This window comes from Photobacterium sanctipauli (genome assembly GCF_003026495.1).
Taxonomy (GTDB): Bacteria; Pseudomonadota; Gammaproteobacteria; order Enterobacterales; family Vibrionaceae; genus Photobacterium; species Photobacterium sanctipauli.
The window spans coordinates 85,176-104,369 of sequence record NZ_PYMA01000019.1 but is presented as its reverse complement, the minus strand read 5'-3'; the positions used below and the strand labels follow the sequence as shown (position 1 = coordinate 104,369).

The window sequence follows — 19,194 nt, the reverse complement described above, 5'->3', positions numbered from 1 at the left end:
AATGGTGCGGAAGGAGAGACTTGAACTCTCACACCTTGCGGCGCCAGAACCTAAATCTGGTGCGTCTACCAATTCCGCCACTTCCGCATCAAAGTTTTACATCTTCGGTAGAGAAGATGGTGGCTACGACGGGATTCGAACCTGTGACCCCATCATTATGAGTGATGTGCTCTAACCAACTGAGCTACGTAGCCATCTTGTCGTTGTTGATAATGAAATCAACATCGAAAATAGTGGCAGGTCTACCTGGATTCGAACCAGGGAATGACGGGATCAAAACCCGTTGCCTTACCGCTTGGCGATAGACCTGCAGGATGCTTTTCTTCAAAGCCGCTCTCAAAAAGAGAGAATGGTGCGGAAGGAGAGACTTGAACTCTCACACCTTGCGGCGCCAGAACCTAAATCTGGTGCGTCTACCAATTCCGCCACTTCCGCATCAAGTTTTACATCTTCGGTAGAGAAGATGGTGGCTACGACGGGATTCGAACCTGTGACCCCATCATTATGAGTGATGTGCTCTAACCAACTGAGCTACGTAGCCAACGTGGGTTGCCGACTATACATGATAATCACCAACCTTGTAAAGGTGGCAGGTCTACCTGGATTCGAACCAGGGAATGACGGGATCAAAACCCGTTGCCTTACCGCTTGGCGATAGACCTACAATCGCTTTTCTTCAAAGCTGCCCTCAAAAAGAGAGAATGGTGCGGAAGGAGAGACTTGAACTCTCACACCTTGCGGCGCCAGAACCTAAATCTGGTGCGTCTACCAATTCCGCCACTTCCGCATCAATGTTTTACATCCTTCGGTAGAGAAGGATGGTGGCTACGACGGGATTCGAACCTGTGACCCCATCATTATGAGTGATGTGCTCTAACCAACTGAGCTACGTAGCCATTTTTTCATTTCTCAAGCCAGTTGCCTAAGCGGCCGCTGTCTCGGGAACGGGGCGCATTATGCTCATACCAGCGAAAAGGGTCAATAGTTTTTTTCAATATCTTCAGAAAATACGCTTGTTCGTTGCTTATTTGGGCGAACTGGGCGAATGCCATGCTAAATTAAGGTTTTTGGGGCTGTTCTGGCAAGAAAATTGTGTCGGAATTTATCAAGGCTGTGGCGCCTGATAAAAATTAAGCCAGCGCGAAGGCTGGCTTAGAGTTTGTATTGCGGATCAGTATGACTAACTGACTTATACGTTGAAGCGGAAGTGAACCACATCGCCGTCTTTAACGATGTAATCTTTACCTTCTAGGCGCCACTTGCCTGCTTCTTTCGCACCGCTTTCACCGTTGAACTCGATGAAGTGATCGTAGCCCACAACTTCTGCACGGATGAAACCTTTCTCGAAGTCGGTGTGGATCTTACCGGCTGATTGAGGTGCTGTTGCTCCCACAGGGATAGTCCATGCGCGAACTTCCTTAACACCAGCGGTGAAGTAAGTTTGTAGGTTCAGTAGCTCGTAACCAGAGCGGATCACGCGGTTTAGGCCTGGTTCTTCGATACCCATGTCCGCAAGGAACTCTTCGCGGTCTGCATCGTCAAGTTCGGCAATCTCAGATTCGATAGCGGCACAAACCGGTACCACAACCGCATTTTCTTTTGCCGCGTGCTCGCGAACCATGTCTAGGAATTCGTTATCTTCGAAACCGTCTTCGCTCACGTTAGCGATGTACATCGTTGGTTTTAGCGTTAGGAAGTTTAGGTAGCTAATTGCTGCAAACTCTTCTTTCGCCAACTCAACAGAGCGTGCCATACCACCCTCGGTTAGGGTCGGTAGTAGTTTTTCAAGCACAGTGATTTCGAATTTAGCATCTTTGTCACCACCTTTGGCACGCTTAGCCTGACGCTGGATAGCACGCTCACAGGTATCAAGATCAGCCAGAGCAAGCTCAAGGTTGATCACTTCGATATCGTCTAGTGGGTTGATCTTACCTGCAACGTGAACGATGTTCTCGTTTTCGAAACAACGAACAACGTGGCCGATAGCATCAGTTTCACGGATGTTAGCCAGGAACTTGTTACCTAGACCTTCACCTTTCGATGCACCCGCTACCAGACCTGCAATATCTACAAACTCCATGGTCGTAGGCAGAATGCGCTCTGGATTAACGATAGCCGCTAGCGCGTCTAGGCGTAGATCTGGCACAGGTACAACGCCAGTGTTTGGTTCGATTGTACAGAACGGGAAGTTTGCCGCTTCGATGCCTGCTTTGGTTAAGGCGTTGAATAGTGTTGACTTACCAACGTTAGGCAGGCCAACGATTCCGCATTTAAAACCCATGGTGTGAAACCCTTTTGGTGATTATTCGGTGAAACATCCCACTGGCGCTTTGGGCCAGTGAAAAAAATTGGAATAACTACAATTATTCTGCTTTGAATGAATGTAGTCGATTTTGCGCTTTATTTAAGCCATCTTTTAGCAAGATATCCATGCAGCGGACAGCTTCGTCAACGGCGGCATCAATGTTATCTTGCTCCTTGGCTGGCGCTTTACCCAGTACAAAGCCGGCAACCTTGTTTTTATCGCCAGGGTGGCCGATGCCAATACGCAGGCGATAAAAGTCTTTGTTGTTGCCCATCTTGCTGATGATATCTCTTAGGCCGTTGTGACCACCGTGGCCACCGCCTTTTTTGAACTTAGCCACGCCAGGAGGCAGGTCAAGCTCGTCGTGTGCCACTAAGATCTCTTCTGGCTTGATCTGGTAGAAGTTTGCCAGCGCCGCGACAGACTTGCCCGATAGGTTCATGTATGTCGAAGGGATCAACAAGCGAAGATCTTGGCCGTTTGCCATGATCCGGCCAGTTTGGCCAAAGTATTTGGACTCTTCACGTAGGCTAACGTTGTGAGCACGGGCCAGTTCTTCAACAACCCATGCGCCCGCGTTGTGGCGGGTTTTAGCGTACTCGGCACCGGGATTGGCGAGGCCGACTAGTAGGCGAATGTTATTACTCACGCTTGTCTCTCAACTCTTAGGGGCTTAAAACGCGCGCTATGTTATACCAAACGCGGCGAAATTGATACTTTGCCCGAAGTAACGAAAAACGCCCCGCACAAGGCGGGGCGTTGAAAACTTATCGCGGTTAGCGATTAGTGTTGGAACATCGCAGAGATAGACTCTTCGTTGCTGATGCGACGAATTGCTTCGGCTAGCATGCCAGAAAGCGTTAGTACTGATACGCGACCAGTGTCTTGGATCTCTTTTGATAGTGGGATTGAGTCAGTTACGATAACTTCGTCAATCACAGACTCACGAATGTTCTGTGGGGCATTACCTGAGAATACTGGGTGTGTTGCGTAAGCAAATACACGCTTCGCGCCACGATCTTTCAGTGCTTCAGCTGCTTTACATAGTGTGCCGCCAGTATCGATCATGTCATCAACGATGATGCAGTCACGGCCTTCAACGTCACCGATCAGGTGCATAACCTGAGAGACGTTTGCACGTGGGCGACGCTTGTCGATGATCGCGATGTCAGTGTCATCTAGTAGCTTCGCGATAGCGCGAGCACGAACAACACCACCGATATCAGGAGAAACAACCACTGGATCTTCTAGGTTCTTAGCCAGCATGTCTTCTAGTAGTACTGGGCTACCGAATACGTTGTCTACTGGTACGTCGAAGAAGCCTTGGATCTGCTCTGCGTGTAGGTCAACAGTCAGAACGCGGTCAACACCAACGTTAGAAAGGAAATCCGCTACTACTTTAGCTGTGATTGGCACACGAGCAGAACGCACGCGGCGGTCTTGGCGAGCATAACCGAAGTAAGGAATTACAGCAGTAATACGGCCAGCAGAAGCGCGGCGAAGTGCATCGATCATAACAACCAGTTCCATTAGGTTGTCGTTAGTTGGCGCACAAGTAGATTGAATGATGAATACGTCGCTACCACGAACGTTCTCATTAATCTGAACACAGACTTCACCGTCGGAAAAACGGTTAACTGTTGCGTCTCCTAGTGAAATGTAAAGACGATCAGCAATGCGTTGGGCTAGTTCTGGTGTCGCGTTACCAGCAAACAGCTTCATATCAGGCACGGTGGAAACCTCAGGTTGCGTCCAAGTTGTAATTACTGGCTCTCGTTGGAATGAGCGGTCAAGGCTGTCAAAAGGGGAGATGTGTTGACACCTTTTGCGACAAATCCATCAAGCCAGTCAGGTAATATATTCAGTATTGCAATGGCCTCTTGTTGAGTGCTAAATTCAGCAAACACACAAGCGCCAGAGCCGGTCAATCTTGACGGCGCGTATTCTACCAGCCACGAAAGAGCCTTATCAACCTCGGGGTGCAGTGATCTGACAATTTTTTCGCAATCGTTTTCGTAAACCCCCGATATTAGGGCACTCAGCGACCTTTTTTCGCTATCACGTTTTAACTGCGGGTGGGTGAAAATATCGACAGTGGCGATGCTGATCTCTGGCTTGGCGACCAAATACCACTTTTCTTCCGGTTCGGCGGGCTGCAATTTCTCCCCAATACCTTCAGCGAATGCACTTACTCCTCTTACGAATACTGGCACATCCGCACCAAGGGCAAGGCCCAATTCGGCAAGGGTATCGGTATCGAGGTTAGTCTGCCATAAATAATTCAATGCAATCAGTGTCGTAGCGGCATTGGATGAGCCGCCACCCAGTCCGCCGCCCATAGGCAGGATCTTGTCGATGTGGATGTCAGCCCCTGCTTGGATGCCGGCTTTTTTTCGCAGCATATCAGCCGCGCGATAGATCAGGTTGTCTTCGGTGGCAACGCCTTCAATGGCTGGCGAGAGCGTGATGTCACCGGAATCATTGGCCGTGATGGTTAGCGTGTCGCTATGGTCGACAAACTGGAACAGGGTTTGCAGTTCATGGTAGCCATTTGGGCGCTGGCCGGTAATGTACAAAAACAGGTTCAATTTGGCCGGTGCGGGCCAACGGGTGGTGCGGGTGATCATAGTACGCTCTATTTAATGGACCAGTTGTTGATGACGAGGGTAATACTAACCCCTGTGGTGCTTAATACCATGCGTTTAGGCAGGCCCGGCGTCACAGAATAATCATATTCGTTGTAATCGAGCTGCCATAGCTTGTCGTCTATCTGCTTGGCAAGGTAGCCGACACGGCCTTCGCCGTTGAGTTGGTAAGTATCGGCAGCCGTCGGTAAGCCGATAAGCCAGTCGCGCATTTGTTCGATTGGCAAGTTGATATCGGTGAGTTGCTGGATCAAGGCTTGGGCATCGGTACCTTGAAAGGTTTTGCCTTCGTTGTTGACGAGGGTGACCTGGTTTGGCGCCGCGTCAAGCTTTAGCAGGGTACTGCCAAGAAAGCTGGTGAGCAGCAGGTGATCCTTGTTGGGTTGTGTCTCCCAAATGAGATTTGCGCCAAATCGTTGGCTGCCTTTGTAACCCAATTTTCCCTTGGCTTGGTAGCTATCGAGCTTTTCCAGTTCGGCTTGGTGGCTTTCCCAATCTGTCGAGGACGTTTGCGGTGCTTGAGTTGCACAGCCCGCTAAGACGGTGAATAACAGGGGAAGGAGGAGCCGGTACTTTCTTGTGTTGGAAGTTGGCGCTGCAATAGGCTGAGTCACGGGCATAGTAAGAATGGCTTATTGTTGGAGTGTTATGTGGCAAACAATAGCGGTAAAAGTCATAGATTTCCAACTTCTTAGTAACTCGATAGCATTATTTTTTTGAACTATCTTAAACGCTATAATAAGAAAGTTTGAGTTGTAATAAAGTATTTAAAAACCCACTTTTACTGAGTTATGCCGTATAGATTGGGTTTGCGTTCTTTTATTACGTTGGGGCATCAAGTAAAATCCCGCCCTAGATCTTTTTTCATCGGCGAAGTGGTACACCGTCTCCATGACATTGCTTGCACTAGGAATAAACCATAAAACAGCCTCTGTGGATTTACGCGAACGTGTTGCGTTTTCACCTGAAAAGCTGAAACAGGCGTTACACCAGCTAGAAACACACCCCGAGGTGAACAGTGGTGTTATTGTTTCTACGTGCAACCGCACTGAACTTTATTGCGATGTTAATCAATCCGGCCCCGGCGTGATGATTGATTGGCTGACCAAGTTCCATCAGATCTCAACCGAAGAACTGATGCCTAGCCTTTACTTCCATGAAGAGCAGGCCGCCGTCCGCCACCTGATGCGAGTCTCGTGTGGGCTTGATTCGCTCGTATTGGGTGAGCCGCAAATTCTAGGTCAGGTGAAGCAGTCCTATTCCGACTCCCGCGATAACGATGCGATTTCCGGCATGCTGGAAAAGTTGTTCCACAAAACATTCACCGTTGCCAAACGGGTGCGTACCGAAACTGATATCGGCGGTAATGCGGTGTCGGTGGCTTTTGCTGCCTGTACCTTGGCGAAGCAAATTTTTGAATCTTTGTCGGAAGCGACGGTATTGCTGATAGGTGCCGGTGAAACTATCGAATTGGTTGCCCGCCACTTGGTTGAGCAGGGGTGTAACAACCTGATTGTCGCCAACCGTACCAAAGAGCGGGCGGAAAACCTGGCCGAGGAGTTTGGTGCCGAAGTCATCGGCTTGCCGGATATTCCGGAGTACCTGCCAAGGGCCGATATTGTGATCAGTTCGACGGCAAGCCCGTTGCCGATCGTCGGCAAAGGCATGGTGGAGAAGGCGATTAAGGCCCGCCGCCACCAACCTATGCTGTTGGTCGATATCGCCGTACCGCGAGATATCGAGCAAGAGGTAGGGGAATTAAGCGATGCCTACCTTTATACTGTCGATGATTTGCACAGTATTGTTGAAAAAAACCGAGAACAGCGTAAAGTCGCGGCTATTCAAGCCGAGGCGATCGTGAGTGAGGAAAGCGCGGCATTCATGCGCTGGTTGCGCTCGCTTGAGGCGGTGGACAGTATTCGCCAATACCGGGTGCAGGCCGATGATATTAAAACAGACCTTGTGGCCCGCAGTATTCAGGCGCTGGCCAATGGCGGCGATCCGGAAAAAGTGTTGGTTGAATTGAGCAACAAGCTAACGAATAAATTGATCCATGCCCCGACCCGTGCCATGCAGCAAGCTGCCCACAATGGCGAGCCAGAGAAGTTGGCGGTGATCCGCGAAACCCTCGGGCTAGACTCACTCAAGAATTAATACTAGGCAGAGCACTACGCTCTGCTATCAACGGAACAATAGAAACCTATTATGAAACCTTCAATTTTAGTGAAATTAGAAACGCTGGTTGAGCGTTACGAAGAAGTCCAGCACCTACTTGGCGATCCCGAGGTGATTGGTAATCAGGATAAGTTCCGTGCTTTATCTCGTGAATACTCTCAGCTAGAAGAAGTGACCAAATGCTTCCAGGCCTACCAGCAGGCGCAGGAAGATTTGGCAACGGCTGAAGAAATGGCGAATGAAGACGATCCTGAAATGCGCGAAATGGCGCAGGAAGAGGTAAAAGAAGCGAAGAGCGAAATTACCCGTCTTGAAGGTGAGCTAGAAGTTCTATTGATTCCTAAAGATCCAAACGATGAGCGTAACTGCTTTATTGAAATCCGTGCCGGTGCGGGTGGTGACGAGGCGGGTATCTTCGCCGGTGACCTGTTCCGTATGTACAGCAAGTTTGCTGAATCACGCGGCTGGCGTGTTGAGGTAATGAGCGCCAACGATGCCGAGCACGGCGGTTACAAAGAAATGATCGCTAAAATCAGCGGCGAAGCCGTATACGGTATCTTGAAGTTTGAATCAGGCGGCCACCGAGTTCAGCGTGTTCCTGCCACTGAATCGCAAGGCCGTGTTCATACTTCTGCGTGTACTGTGGCTATCCTGCCAGAGATCCCGGAAGCAGAAATTCCAGAAATTAATGCGGGCGATCTGAAAATCGATACCTTCCGTGCATCGGGCGCGGGTGGCCAGCACGTTAACACCACTGACTCTGCAATCCGTATCACCCACTTGCCAACCGGTATTGTGGTTGAGTGTCAGGATGAGCGTTCACAGCATAAGAACAAGGCAAAAGCGATGTCTGTGCTGGCTGCGCGTATTATTCAGGCGGAAGAAGAAAAGCGCCAGGCGGAAGAGGCGAGCACTCGCCGTAACCTGCTAGGCTCTGGTGACCGTTCTGACCGTATTCGTACTTACAACTACCCGCAGGGCCGTGTATCTGATCACCGTATCAACCTGACTATCTACCGTCTGAACGAAGTCATGGAAGGGGATCTGGACTCACTGATCCAGCCTGTACTGCAAGAGCACCAAGCCGATCAGCTAGCTGCGATGGCTGAACAAAACTAATGTCGCTGTCAATTGAAGCCAGGCTGAAGCTGGCGGTTGAGCAATTGACAGAAGCGGGCTCCGAGAGCCCGCACATTGATGCTGCGGTGCTATTGTGCCACGTACTCGACAAACCGCGTAGCTACTTGCTGACTTGGCCTGAAAAGATGTTGGAAGAAGCACAGCTTACGGCTTTTGATGCCGTTATGGCGCGCCGACTGACCGGTGAGCCTGTGGCCTATATTGTCGGTGAGCGCGAGTTTTGGTCGCTGCCTCTGAAAGTTGCCCCCCATACCCTGATCCCCCGTCCTGACACCGAACGTCTGGTCGAGCTGGCGCTCGACAAGATCCCGGCAGGGGCTTGTTCGGTGTTGGATTTGGGCACTGGAACGGGAGCCATCGCCCTAGCGATAGCCTCGGAGCGTCGTGATGTTTCGGTGACGGGGATCGACTTGCGCCCGGAAGCGGCGGCATTGGCCACCGAAAATGGCACCAACCTGCATCTTGGCAATGCGCGCTTTTTATCTGGCAGCTGGTATAGCCCGCTACAGACGGAAGCGCGTTTTGCTGTTATTGTCAGCAACCCGCCTTACATTGATGAGGCCGATCCCCACCTGTCGCAAGGGGATGTTCGCTTCGAGCCCAAGAGTGCGCTGGTGGCGGATGATAATGGGTTGGCAGATATTCGAATCATCAGCGAGCAGGGGCGTCAGCACTTGCAGGCAGGCGGCTGGCTGCTGATGGAGCATGGCTTCGAGCAAGGTGAAGCTGTCAGAACTATTTTACTGGAACTGGGTTACCACCAGGTCACAACAGCACAAGATTATGCCGGTCTTGACCGGGTAACGCTGGGTTGTTGGCAAGGATAGAGAGAGAAAATAATGTATACCGCTGTTAAACACCTTCATATGATCGCTATTGCGTTGAGTGTACTGCTTTTTGTCACGCGTTATGCCCTGATGATGGCTAACTCGACGCTAAACGAGAAGAAATTTTTGAAAATCACCCCTCACATTGTCGATACGGTGTTATTGCTAACGGGTGTTACATTAATTTTCATTACCGGTTTTATGCCGTTTACCGAAGCGGGTGGCTGGCTAACCGAGAAAATAAGCTGTGTGTTAGCCTATATTGCTTTGGGCTTCTTTGCGTTGAAGATGCAGCACGGCAAATTGTTTAAGACGTTTGCCTTCCTCGGCGCGTTGGGCTGGTTGATGGCAGCCGCTAACATTGCAATGACGAAAACTTCGTTCTTAGGATAATCATGTTACGTTTTACTGAACAAGAGCTGGAGCAAATGCCGCTGGTTGAAGGGGCATTGGAAGTGACCGCTGCGGTCGATCCGGCTTTTCCTGCTGGATGGGTGAAAGTCCAGCTTGAGCGCTTGGCGCAAGAAGCCGAGCATAGCTTGATGGATGAACCGAATGCCCACCTTCGCCTGGAGGGTTTGATCCGCCTGTTCTACCGTGAGTGGGGGTTCAGTGGCGATCATGAGCAGTACTTTTCTTCTGAAAACATCTACCTAGATAAAGTACTTGAGCGAAAGAAGGGCATTCCGGTCAGCCTGGGTGCGATTTTTCTCTATCTAGCCGATCGTTTAGAGCTGCCTGTTAGCGGCGTGGGCTTTCCCACCCAGTTTGTGCTCAAGGTCGAGTGGTTTGATGGCGAGACCCAGTTCATCAACCCGTTTGATGGCGAATACCTCAGCAAGCAGGTGATGGGCGCTTGGCTTAAGGGCCATCGCGGCCCGTTCAGTGAGCTGCGTAACGAGTATTTTGATACCGCAGAGCACAGCGATGTATTGGCCCGTTGGTTGACTGTGATGAAGAGTGCTTTGCTGCGCGAAGGGCTGTTTGCCGATGCGCTGCGCTGTAGCGATGTGGTGCTGGGCGCATTTCGTCCCGGCGACCCGCATGAAATCCGCGATCGGGGCTATATTTATCAGCAGCTAGATTGTAGCCATGCTGCTGTGATGGATTTTGAATATTTTATTGAGCAATGTCCTGAAGATCCGACGACCAAGTTGTTGAAGCTTCAGATTGAAGAGCTCAACCAAGAGCCGCTGGTACTGCACTGATCGTCAAACGTACCAAGGCGATAATCAATAAAAGAGAGAATATGATGGAACAGAAAGTTGTTCGAGTTGGTGATGTTGATGTTGCCAATGACAAGCCGTTTGTCCTATTTGGCGGAATGAACGTACTTGAGTCACGTGATCTAGCAATGCAGATCTGTGAGAAGTATGTGGAAGTGACGGACAAGCTGGGGATCCCTTACGTATTCAAAGCATCTTTTGATAAGGCCAACCGCTCGTCGGTGCATTCTTACCGTGGTCCGGGGATGGAAGAAGGCCTGAAGATCTTCCAAGAGCTGAAAGACACTTTCGGTGTGAAAATCATTACTGATATCCACGAGCAGTACCAAGCACAACCTGTTGCTGACGTTGTGGACGTGATCCAGTTGCCAGCCTTCCTTGCTCGCCAGACCGATCTGGTACAGGCGATGGCGAAAACTGGCGCGGTGATCAATGTGAAGAAGCCTCAGTTCATGAGCCCAGGCCAGGTGGGTAATATTGTTGAGAAGTTCGCCGAGTGTGGTAACGAGAATATCATCCTTTGTGAGCGTGGTGTCCTGCACGGCTACGATAACCTAGTGGTTGATATGTTGGGCTTTGACGTGATGAAGAAGGCATCCAATGGTAGCCCAATCATCTTTGATGTGACGCATGCGCTTCAGTGCCGCGACCCACAAGGGGCAGCCTCGGGCGGTCGCCGCGAGCAAACCGTTGATCTGGCGCGCTCTGGTTTGGCAACGGGTATTGGTGGCTTGTTCATGGAAGCACACCCAGACCCAGATAACGCACGTTGTGATGGCCCATCTGCATTCCCGCTTGATAAGCTTGAGCCGTTCTTGGCCCAGCTGAAGCAGTTGGATGACCTGATCAAAGGCTTCGAGACTATCGAGATTAAATAAGCCTTAGCTTATTGGTTAATACCTTATTCAAGCGCTCCTGCGAAAGCAGGGGCGCTTTTTATATGTCGTAGAGCACATAAAAAAGGGCTTGCCATCATGGCAAGCCCTTCGGGTTCAGATACACGTTCGCTGGTTGTTACAGCTTAAAGCGGCTGATCTCCTGGTGCAGCTGGTGGGAGAGTTCAGAAAGCTCGGCGGCTTGTTGCGCAGCTTCGCTGGCTTCCGATGCTAGCTCGTTGGAAACGTCGCGGATCCCCTCGGTGTTGCGGGTGATCTCTGATGTTACAGAAGATTGCTCTTCGGCAGCAGAAGCAATTTGCGTTGCCATATCACTGATATTGGTCACGGCACTGTTGATCTGCGACAGGCTGGCAGAAGCCGCATTGGCATCATCGACACTGGTTTCAGCCAAGCGGCGGCTGTCTTCCATGATACCGACAGCACGGCCCGTGGTCTGCTGCAGGGTTTCGATCATCTGCTGGATTTCTTGGGTCGAAGCATGGGTGCGCTGGCTCAGTACACGTACTTCATCGGCCACAACCGCAAAGCCACGGCCTTGTTCACCTGCACGGGCAGCCTCAATCGCGGCATTCAGTGCCAACAGGTTGGTTTGCTCAGCAATATCTTGAATTGTCGACAAGATGGTATTGATGCTCTGGGCGTGGGTGTTCAGTTCGCCGATCACACCTGTTGCAGTATCGACCTCGGTGGCAAGGCTGGTGATAGATTGCTGGCTCTGGCTTACTTGGCCTGCGCCATGTTCGGCAACTTGTACGGTTTCACCGGATGTCGAAGCGGTATTGTCAGCATTGCCCGCGATTTCCTGAGTTGCAGCTGCCATCTCGTTGATAGCGGTTGCCACCATGTTGATCTCATCCTGCTGGTGTTGGATGCGGGTGCTGCGCTCTTCTGCCTGTGAAGCCGTAAGGTGTGCTTGCTGGCTGAGTGAGTTGGAGATGTCGTTTAGCTTGCAAACCATGGTATGCATATTGCCCACGAATCGGTTGAAGTTCAGGGCAAGTTGGCCCACTTCATCGTCGCTGCGAGGTTCAAGGCGCTGGGTAAGATCACCTTCACCCGACGCAATTTCTGCTAGGGCATCAGATACACGAGCAAGATCGCGGAACAAGAAGCCGACTAGGAAGGCAACTGCGCCAACAACAATTAGCGTGATCACAATAGAGGTAATGATGAGCTGGCGAAGTAGCGAAGCATGGCTCGCTTCTTCCGTCTGGCGATCCATTTCGATGCCCAGTACCCAGTCTGTTCCTGGCACCTCGGTGAAATAGAATAGCTTTTCTTTGCCGCTGATAGTGGCCGTTTCAATGCTGCCGGAGCGAGCTGCTTGCTCGATATCAGCCATTGATAGCTCATTGGTAAAGCGGTTGATCGGCTGTAGCAGTAAAGATTCGTTGGGGTGAGCAAGGAAAGTGTTGTCTTGCTTGTTGATCAGCATTGCATAGGCATTTTTACCTGCCTCTAGGCTGATCACATCACTGATCAGCTGGTCGATCAGTACGTCTGCCCCGACAACACCAATCATGCTGCCATTTTTCAATACCGGTTCAGCAATCGTGACCAGCAGGGCATTGGTGATGGCGTCGCGGTAGGCCGTTGTAACGATCTGCTTGTTGGCTGCCTGGGCATCGCGATACCAAGGGCGGGTGCGTGGATCGTAGTCGGCACGGTTACGCTCTGGGTGGGAGCGGTACATATCGCCTGCTGGTGTGCCAAGGAAGATATCGTCAAAGCCGCCGGCCTTGCGTGCTTGCTGCAGGAAAGGCACAACATCGGCTTCGGTGCTGTAGTCGTTAAAGGCGCTGGCGATAGCACGGCGGATTTCCATCCATTCCGAGATACCTTCACTTGCTGCTTCGCCTAGGCTTTCTGCACGGGAGTAGATCCCGTTACGGGTTTGTTCGAACAGCTGATCAGCGGCAAGCCAAGTGAGCGCTGAAGCCATAATGACCACAGCGGAGAGGCTAGCTCCAATGAGTTTTTGTTTTAATGATAGTTTCATTACTTCACTTAATCTGAATGGGGCGGAGTAATAATGGGGGATTTATTACTCCATAAAAGAGGCGGTGGATTTTATAGCGTTTTTGCGCTTGCTGCACGAAAAAGTGACACCCATCATAAAAAAAATAAACGAATGAAAAATAAGCGAAAGAATTGACGCATATTATGGGTAACGGTCAAATTATTGGCGCTAATGTGAATCGCCTTTACTGGTGGGAGGGGCGGTATTTTAACACCGCCTAGCAGAGGATAATTGTTCGTTTTTACTGCTATCTAGATGTTTAGACGTCTAGATGTTGACATGGCTAGTTCATATATATAGTCTACGCGCAATTTTTAAAATAGATGTCCTATCATCACCATGCCAAACACAAAACAACAAACACATCATATTGAACCAACCCCGTCGGCGTTGGCATTACTTCCTTTAGGGATTTTCCTGGCCCTGTTTATCGGTGTCGGTGCTTACTTCACCATGCAAGGTGTCGATTTCGCTTTCTATCAATTGCCAGCCCCTGTGGCGGCATTGCCCGCTGTGGTCGTGGCGATTTTGCTGAGCAAAGAAAAGCTAAACAAGGCCATTGAGCAGTTCCTGCGTGGTGTCGGCCACAGCGATATTATCGCTATGTGTATGATTTACCTGCTTGCAGGTGCCTTCGCGTCGGTTGCTAAGGCAACGGGTGGCGTTGATGCAACGGTTAATCTTGGCTTGTCGATGCTACCAGCCAGCATGATCCTACCGGGCATCTTTGTGATTTCGGCATTCATCGCGACAGCCATGGGTACCTCTATGGGCACCATTGCCGCTGTTGCTCCAGTCGCCTTGGGTATTGCGCAGGCGGCGGGCTTCGATGTCGCCCTTACCGCCGGTGTGGTACTAAGCGGTGCTATGTTTGGTGACAACCTTTCTATTATTTCTGATACCACGATTGCTTCTACCCGCTCTCAGGGGTGTCAGATGAAGGACAAGTTCCGAGAGAATATTCGTATTGCTCTGCCAGCTGCCATCGCTGCAATGGTGTTGTTCCTGTTTAGCAGTACGGCAACTGAAGTGCCGGCAACATCTGAAGTGGAGTGGCTGAAAGTCGTGCCATACCTGACGATTCTGGTTTTGGCGGTATCGGGGTTGAATGTCTTTGTTGTGCTGTCTATTGGTATTGTTCTGGCTGGTGGGATTGGCTTGTTCTCGGTGGCGGATTACGGTTTGGCGAATATTGGTCAGGATATCTATGCCGGTTTTGGCAACATGCAGGAAATTTTCTTGCTGTCGATGCTTATCGGCGGTATTGGTGAGTTGATGCGCCAGCAGGGTGGCTTGGCCTACCTAACCCAATTGGTGAGTAAAGTGATCCGCGTGTTTAGCAAGCAGCATACCGAAGGCCAAAACCTTCGTGCTAGCGAGTTGGGCATTGCTGGCCTGGTGGGAATGACTAACTGCTGTACGGCAAACAACACGGTAGCGATTATCGTTTCTGGTGGCGTTGCTCGCGAACTGGCTGAAGAAAACGGTGTGACGCCACGCCGAGCGGCGAGCTTGCTGGATATCTTCTCTTGCGTGGTGCAAGGTGTCTTGCCGTACGGTGCACAAGCCCTGTTGCTTGGCTCAGTATTTGGCTTATCGCCACTGGAGGTGGTGAGCCACTCTTACTACTGTTTCTTCTTGGCTATCGCAGCAGTAGTGGCTGTTTTCATGAAGCACCCGGCCCGTAAGCTTACGACGGCCTGATCCATAGGCCCACAAGGTTCTGATTTTACCTGATAAAGAATTTAAGCCCCGCAAAAGCGGGGCTTTTTTGTGCTTGTTAGGGCGATGTTATCAACAAGGTGGTTAAGTATGGTGATCTAGGCAACAGATTGATGAAATCAATATAACGCTGTTAACTAAATAATTTAAACTGACGCTTGTTAAACCGACTTTTCGGTAAAGGAATATAAAAATAACCAGGTTAAGGTGACCCCATGAAGCAACGCTTTTTCGCCAAAACAGCATTAACAGCAGCCGTACTTGCATCCCTTGTTGGCTGTGCCAACCAAGCAGAAACCACGCAACCAGCATGGCAGCAAGGTGAGTCTTATAAGTTGACAATCCTTCATACCAATGACCACCATGGCCGCTTCTGGCAGAACCAATATGGTGAGTATGGGATGGCCGCGCGCAAAACTTTACTTGATCAAATTCGAGCAGAAGTCGCTGCTGAGGGCGGGACAACCCTGTTGCTGTCAGGTGGCGATATCAATACCGGCGTACCAGAATCCGATTTGCAAGATGCCGAGCCGGACTTCAAGGGCATGAACATGCTGGGTTACGATGCCATGGCATTGGGTAACCATGAGTTTGATAACCCGCTGGATGTGTTGCGTAAGCAGGAGGAGTGGGCCGAGTTCCCTATGCTGTCTGCCAATATCTATGATAAAGATACGGGTGAGCGCTTGTTCCAGCCTTACCAGATCTTCGAGCAGCAAGGTATCAAGATTGCCGTGATCGGCCTAACGACGGAAGACACCGCGAAAATCGGTAACCCGGAATACATCGGCGGCGTAGATTTCCGCGATCCTAAAGAAGAAGCGAAGAAGCTGATTGCCGAGCTTGAGGCGACAGAAAAGCCGGATGTGATCATTGCGGCAACCCACATGGGCCACTATGAAAACGGCAATCGCGGCATCAATGCGCCGGGTGATGTGGCATTGGCCCGCTACCTGAACGAAGGCGATTTGGACATGATTGTGGGTGGTCACTCGCAGGAGCCGGTCTGTATGGAAGGCCCGAACATGTACAACAAGAACTTCAACCCAGGTGACGATTGTCAGCCGGATCAGCAAAACGGAACCTGGATTGTCCAAGCCCATGAATGGGGTAAATACGTTGGCCGTGCTGACTTCGAATTCAAGAATGGCGAGCTGCAGATGGTGAGCTACGATCTGATCCCGGTTAACCTGAAGAAGAAGGTTAAGCTGGCTGACGGTTCTTCGCAGCGTGTCTTTATTCAAGATGAAATTGCTGAAAACCAGGAAGTGAAGGCATTCCTTCAGCCATACCAAGAGCGTGGTCAAGATCAGCTTAATATCAAGATTGCGGAATCAAATGGCAAACTGGAGGGCGATCGTAATGTGGTGCGCTTCCAGCAGACTAACCTAGGCCGCTTGATTGCCGCCTCCCACATGCAACGTGCCAAAGCCGACTTTGCGGTAATGAACTCTGGCGGTGTGCGCGATTCGATTGCTGCGGGCAATATCACCTACAAAGATGTGCTGACCGTGCAGCCGTTTGGTAATATCGTGACCTACAACGATATGACAGGGGTTGAGGTGATGGACTACCTGAATGTTGTTGCGACCAAGCCGGTTGATTCGGGTGCCTATGCGCAGTTCTACGGCATTTCGATGACCGTTGCTAACGGCAAAGTCAGCGATGTGAAAATTGGCGGCAAGCCACTGAGCATGACTGATACTTACCGCTTTACGGTACCAAGCTTCAATGCCGCTGGCGGTGACGGCTATCCGAAAGTGACCGGTCACGCTGGTCATGTGAACACCGGCTTTGTGGATGCGGAAGTATTGAAAGAGTTCCTGGAGGTTAACAGCCCGATTGATGTCAATGCTTTTGCACCCAAGGGCGAGATTGTTTACAAGTAGCGGATAGTTAGCGTTCGCTAAATATGCCCCACATTCAGCCCCGGCAATTTGCTGGGGCTTTGTTTTTTAAGCTATATTGGCAAGTCTAATTTTTTATTTAGGATCATGGTGCGATGACTCCAGCTATCAATCTTGCTAAAAAGAAGAAAGTTACCCACACCGTTCATCAATACCAGCATGATCCGGCCAATACCAATTTTGGCTTGGAAGCTGCTGAAGTATTGGGTCAAGACCCGAATCAAGTATTCAAAACCTTACTTTTTGCCCTTAATGGTGATCCGAAGAAGCTCGCTGTTGCTATTGTACCCGTGGCGGGGATGCTAGATCTCAAGGCGGCGGCAAAGGCTGCTGGCGGGAAAAAGGCTGAGATGGCCGATCCGCAAATCGCCGAGAAAACCACGGGTTACATCGTGGGGGGGATCAGCCCGCTCGGACAGAAGAAGCGATTACCGACTTTCCTCGATGCTTCCGCCCAGCAGTTTGAGACAATCTGTGTGAGTGCGGGTCGCCGCGGCTTGGAAATTGAGCTGACGCCAAGTGATCTGCTTATGCTGACTTCAGGCCAATTTGCTGAGATAGCCAAGGCAGCCTAGTTGCCTACTTGCTGATAATGTCATAGCGGAGCAAACAGCGATGAACCAAGTCAACCTAAACTTAATGCGTACGCTGTTGGTTCTGCTCGAAGAGTGCCATGTTAGCCGGGCGGCTGAGCGTTTGTTTGTCACCCAGTCGGCGGTGAGTCGGCAGTTAACCCAACTGAGGGCGCTATTTGATGACCAACTGCTTATCCGTGATGGCAACCGATTGATCCCTACCTCGAAGGCGATTCAGCTTCGGCCACGGGTTGCGGCAATTATTGCGGGTTGCGATGATCTGTTAAGCAGTGATGAGTTTGTTCCCAGCCAGTGGCAAGGGCCAATCGCACTCGCTTCATCCGATTACGTGGCTCAGTATATATTGCCGGAAATAGTTGAAAGGGTGCAAAAGAGCGCCCCAAACCTAAACTTGAGCTATCAGCTGTGGTCCCCGGAAAAATTACCCTTGTTGGCCGACTTGGATGTCCAGTTGGTATCGACCATGTTGCCTGCGATCCCCGATGGCCTATGTGGGGCCCATATAGGGGCTGACTACCCGGTCTGCGTGATGTGCAACAACCATCCTTTGGCCAATGTTGATGAGCTCAGTGTTGGGCAGTTGGTGCAGTTTCCGCACATGCGGGTGTCGGCAGGGGGAGACAAAGACAGCTTCATTGATCATGAACTAAAGGCGCTTGGGCTTTCTCGACATGTTCAGCTATCGGTGCCGTTTTTTAGCTCGGCGTTTGAGGCGTTGTGCCGGACAGACATGCTGATGGTCATTCCTGAACATATTGCGGTAAACATGCAGGCAATACTTCCCATTGTTTCCAAACCGTTGCCTATTCCCGTCCCGGAGCATCGTTATTGGTTGATCTGGCACCCTAAATTTGATGCAGATCCTGCCCATACTTGGTTCAGGGAGCAGGTATTGAATGTCATGCAAAGCTCTATGTATTCGATAAGCCAAGTCGATCGGCTAAAGGGTATGATTTAAAATCATAGCTTTGATGATTTCTTTTGATTTCCACGAATGACTTGTGATTGCTATGGTGAAGGCAACACAAGGAGTACAACAATGACATTTACAGTTTGGCTTTCATTATTAATGGTTTGCATGCTTGGCGCGATGTCGCCAGGCCCGAGCTTGGCAGTGGTTGCCAAGCATAGTTTATCTGGTGGCCGCTTTCATGGTGTAGTGACGTCTTGGGCGCACGCGCTCGGGGTCGGGGTTTATGCCTTACTGACTTTACTGGGTTTGGCCGTTGTATTGAAACAGTCACCGATGCTGTTTTCATTTATTACTTATGCCGGTGCCGCTTATTTGGCTTATCTTGGCGTGAACGCGCTGCGCTCAAAAGGCGGCGTTGCAGCCAAACTGGCAGCTGGCGAGCCTGCAAGTATTTGGGTTGCGGCCCGAGATGGGGCGATGATTTCATTACTTAACCCGAAGCTGGCCCTGTTCTTCTTGGCATTGTTTAGCCAGTTTGTTGCGGTGGGCACCGAGGCAAGCAGCCGCGCTATTATCGTGGCAACACCGCTGCTGGTGGATGGCTTATGGTATACCCTGATCGCTTTTGTTCTATCTAGCCCGAAGGTGCTTGATAAGCTACGCGAAAAGGCACAGTTGATTGACCAACTTTCTGGTGTGGTATTGATCCTGTTGGCACTGCGGGTCGTGATCCAAGCCTAGTAGCACTTCTATCAACGATAAAAGTTAATCACTGATAAATTCGAATCGATGATAAAAACCAAGAGGAGCAGGCTCCTC

At 50.6% G+C, this 19,194-nt stretch carries 17 protein-coding genes and 8 tRNA genes; 11 read left to right on the top strand and 14 right to left on the bottom strand.

Features of this window, described 5'->3' with window-relative positions; genetic code table 11:
* Positions 1 to 2 precede the first annotated feature (2 nt).
* From C9I98_RS22395 to lolB, 13 genes are all read right to left on the bottom strand, one after another.
* Positions 3 to 87, bottom strand: a tRNA-Leu gene (locus C9I98_RS22395).
* Positions 88 to 117: 30 nt separating this feature from the next.
* Positions 118 to 194 (bottom strand) — tRNA-Met (locus C9I98_RS22390).
* Positions 195 to 234: 40 nt separating this feature from the next.
* Positions 235 to 309, bottom strand: a tRNA-Gln gene (locus tag C9I98_RS22385).
* Between the two features lie 41 nt (positions 310 to 350).
* Positions 351 to 435: transfer RNA gene (locus tag C9I98_RS22380), tRNA-Leu, on the bottom strand.
* A gap of 29 nt (positions 436 to 464) precedes the next feature.
* Positions 465 to 541: transfer RNA gene (locus tag C9I98_RS22375), tRNA-Met, on the bottom strand.
* Positions 542 to 587: 46 nt separating this feature from the next.
* A tRNA-Gln gene (locus tag C9I98_RS22370) sits at positions 588 to 662 on the bottom strand.
* A gap of 40 nt (positions 663 to 702) precedes the next feature.
* A tRNA-Leu gene (locus tag C9I98_RS22365) sits at positions 703 to 787 on the bottom strand.
* Positions 788 to 819: 32 nt separating this feature from the next.
* A tRNA-Met gene (locus C9I98_RS22360) sits at positions 820 to 896 on the bottom strand.
* Positions 897 to 1,189: 293 nt separating this feature from the next.
* Positions 1,190 to 2,281: a redox-regulated ATPase YchF gene (ychF, locus tag C9I98_RS22355; protein WP_107272502.1), complete on the bottom strand. Its 1,092-nt coding sequence runs from the start codon at positions 2,279 to 2,281 to the stop codon at positions 1,190 to 1,192.
* 82 nt (positions 2,282 to 2,363) lie between these two features.
* Positions 2,364 to 2,954 carry an aminoacyl-tRNA hydrolase gene (gene pth / locus C9I98_RS22350; protein ID WP_036819959.1) on the bottom strand — a complete coding sequence of 197 codons (591 nt, stop codon included), beginning with the start codon at positions 2,952 to 2,954 and terminating at the stop codon, positions 2,364 to 2,366.
* 134 nt (positions 2,955 to 3,088) lie between these two features.
* On the bottom strand, positions 3,089 to 4,036 hold the full coding sequence (locus C9I98_RS22345) for a ribose-phosphate pyrophosphokinase (protein ID WP_036819956.1): 948 nt from the start codon (positions 4,034 to 4,036) through the stop codon (positions 3,089 to 3,091).
* A 32-nt stretch (positions 4,037 to 4,068) separates the two neighbouring features.
* Complete coding sequence (gene ispE, locus C9I98_RS22340) at positions 4,069 to 4,932, bottom strand: 4-(cytidine 5'-diphospho)-2-C-methyl-D-erythritol kinase (RefSeq protein WP_036819953.1); 864 nt, start codon at positions 4,930 to 4,932, stop codon at positions 4,069 to 4,071.
* A gap of 8 nt (positions 4,933 to 4,940) precedes the next feature.
* Positions 4,941 to 5,570: a lipoprotein insertase outer membrane protein LolB gene (gene lolB, locus C9I98_RS22335; RefSeq protein WP_051902071.1), complete on the bottom strand. Its 630-nt coding sequence runs from the start codon at positions 5,568 to 5,570 to the stop codon at positions 4,941 to 4,943.
* A 271-nt stretch (positions 5,571 to 5,841) separates the two neighbouring features.
* On the opposite strand from lolB, the gene hemA reads away from it, so the two are divergent.
* The 6 genes from hemA to kdsA are packed head-to-tail and all read left to right on the top strand — an operon-like array spanning position 5,842 to position 11,196.
* A complete protein-coding gene (hemA, locus tag C9I98_RS22330) occupies positions 5,842 to 7,104 on the top strand; it encodes a glutamyl-tRNA reductase (protein ID WP_107272501.1) in 1,263 nt (420 codons plus the stop codon).
* Positions 7,105 to 7,155: 51 nt separating this feature from the next.
* Complete coding sequence (gene prfA / locus C9I98_RS22325) at positions 7,156 to 8,244, top strand: peptide chain release factor 1 (protein WP_036819246.1); 1,089 nt, start codon at positions 7,156 to 7,158, stop codon at positions 8,242 to 8,244.
* Positions 8,244 to 9,092 (top strand): peptide chain release factor N(5)-glutamine methyltransferase, encoded by an 849-nt coding sequence (gene prmC / locus C9I98_RS22320; RefSeq protein ID WP_036819248.1) that lies wholly within the window; start codon positions 8,244 to 8,246, stop codon positions 9,090 to 9,092. Before prfA ends, prmC begins: the two co-directional genes overlap by 1 nt.
* Positions 9,093 to 9,104: 12 nt before the next feature.
* A complete protein-coding gene (locus C9I98_RS22315) occupies positions 9,105 to 9,485 on the top strand; it encodes a SirB2 family protein (RefSeq protein WP_036819250.1) in 381 nt (126 codons plus the stop codon).
* A gap of 2 nt (positions 9,486 to 9,487) precedes the next feature.
* Positions 9,488 to 10,300: a SirB1 family protein gene (locus tag C9I98_RS22310; protein ID WP_036819252.1), complete on the top strand. Its 813-nt coding sequence runs from the start codon at positions 9,488 to 9,490 to the stop codon at positions 10,298 to 10,300.
* A 41-nt stretch (positions 10,301 to 10,341) separates the two neighbouring features.
* A complete protein-coding gene (kdsA, locus tag C9I98_RS22305; RefSeq protein ID WP_036819254.1) occupies positions 10,342 to 11,196 on the top strand; it encodes a 3-deoxy-8-phosphooctulonate synthase in 855 nt (284 codons plus the stop codon).
* 136 nt (positions 11,197 to 11,332) lie between these two features.
* Here the strand turns inward: kdsA and C9I98_RS22300 are convergent, their stop codons facing one another.
* On the bottom strand, positions 11,333 to 13,216 hold the full coding sequence (locus C9I98_RS22300; protein WP_036819256.1) for a methyl-accepting chemotaxis protein: 1,884 nt from the start codon (positions 13,214 to 13,216) through the stop codon (positions 11,333 to 11,335).
* 360 nt (positions 13,217 to 13,576) lie between these two features.
* Here C9I98_RS22300 and C9I98_RS22295 point away from each other — a divergent pair, with 360 nt between their 5' ends.
* The 5 genes from C9I98_RS22295 to C9I98_RS22275 all read left to right on the top strand — a co-directional run bounded on the left by C9I98_RS22295 (position 13,577) and on the right by C9I98_RS22275 (position 19,116).
* A complete protein-coding gene (locus C9I98_RS22295) occupies positions 13,577 to 14,941 on the top strand; it encodes a Na+/H+ antiporter NhaC family protein (RefSeq protein ID WP_036819258.1) in 1,365 nt (454 codons plus the stop codon).
* Between the two features lie 233 nt (positions 14,942 to 15,174).
* Positions 15,175 to 16,848, top strand: coding sequence for a bifunctional UDP-sugar hydrolase/5'-nucleotidase UshA (ushA, locus tag C9I98_RS22290; protein WP_036819260.1), 1,674 nt, complete (start codon positions 15,175 to 15,177; stop codon positions 16,846 to 16,848).
* Between the two features lie 113 nt (positions 16,849 to 16,961).
* On the top strand, positions 16,962 to 17,441 hold the full coding sequence (gene ybaK / locus C9I98_RS22285; RefSeq protein WP_107272500.1) for a Cys-tRNA(Pro) deacylase: 480 nt from the start codon (positions 16,962 to 16,964) through the stop codon (positions 17,439 to 17,441).
* A 40-nt stretch (positions 17,442 to 17,481) separates the two neighbouring features.
* Positions 17,482 to 18,420 carry a LysR family transcriptional regulator gene (locus C9I98_RS22280; RefSeq protein ID WP_107272499.1) on the top strand — a complete coding sequence of 313 codons (939 nt, stop codon included), beginning with the start codon at positions 17,482 to 17,484 and terminating at the stop codon, positions 18,418 to 18,420.
* Between the two features lie 81 nt (positions 18,421 to 18,501).
* Positions 18,502 to 19,116 (top strand): LysE family translocator, encoded by a 615-nt coding sequence (locus C9I98_RS22275; protein WP_036821667.1) that lies wholly within the window; start codon positions 18,502 to 18,504, stop codon positions 19,114 to 19,116.
* The last annotated feature ends 78 nt before the right edge of the window (positions 19,117 to 19,194 follow it).

What these genes read in the sequence shown, in the direction of transcription:
- ychF (WP_107272502.1), bottom strand. Translation starts at nt 2,281, where the DNA reads ATGGGTTTTAAATGCGGAATCGTTGGCCTGCCTAACGTTGGTAAGTCA.
- ispE (WP_036819953.1), bottom strand. Translation starts at nt 4,932, where the DNA reads ATGATCACCCGCACCACCCGTTGGCCCGCACCGGCCAAATTGAACCTG.
- lolB (WP_051902071.1), bottom strand. Translation starts at nt 5,570, where the DNA reads ATGCCCGTGACTCAGCCTATTGCAGCGCCAACTTCCAACACAAGAAAG.
- hemA (WP_107272501.1), top strand. Translation starts at nt 5,842, where the DNA reads ATGACATTGCTTGCACTAGGAATAAACCATAAAACAGCCTCTGTGGAT.
- prfA (WP_036819246.1), top strand. Translation starts at nt 7,156, where the DNA reads ATGAAACCTTCAATTTTAGTGAAATTAGAAACGCTGGTTGAGCGTTAC.
- prmC (WP_036819248.1), top strand. Translation starts at nt 8,244, where the DNA reads ATGTCGCTGTCAATTGAAGCCAGGCTGAAGCTGGCGGTTGAGCAATTG.
- C9I98_RS22315 (WP_036819250.1), top strand. Translation starts at nt 9,105, where the DNA reads ATGTATACCGCTGTTAAACACCTTCATATGATCGCTATTGCGTTGAGT.
- C9I98_RS22310 (WP_036819252.1), top strand. Translation starts at nt 9,488, where the DNA reads ATGTTACGTTTTACTGAACAAGAGCTGGAGCAAATGCCGCTGGTTGAA.
- kdsA (WP_036819254.1), top strand. Translation starts at nt 10,342, where the DNA reads ATGATGGAACAGAAAGTTGTTCGAGTTGGTGATGTTGATGTTGCCAAT.
- C9I98_RS22300 (WP_036819256.1), bottom strand. Translation starts at nt 13,216, where the DNA reads ATGAAACTATCATTAAAACAAAAACTCATTGGAGCTAGCCTCTCCGCT.
- C9I98_RS22295 (WP_036819258.1), top strand. Translation starts at nt 13,577, where the DNA reads ATGCCAAACACAAAACAACAAACACATCATATTGAACCAACCCCGTCG.
- ushA (WP_036819260.1), top strand. Translation starts at nt 15,175, where the DNA reads ATGAAGCAACGCTTTTTCGCCAAAACAGCATTAACAGCAGCCGTACTT.
- ybaK (WP_107272500.1), top strand. Translation starts at nt 16,962, where the DNA reads ATGACTCCAGCTATCAATCTTGCTAAAAAGAAGAAAGTTACCCACACC.
- C9I98_RS22280 (WP_107272499.1), top strand. Translation starts at nt 17,482, where the DNA reads ATGAACCAAGTCAACCTAAACTTAATGCGTACGCTGTTGGTTCTGCTC.
- C9I98_RS22275 (WP_036821667.1), top strand. Translation starts at nt 18,502, where the DNA reads ATGACATTTACAGTTTGGCTTTCATTATTAATGGTTTGCATGCTTGGC.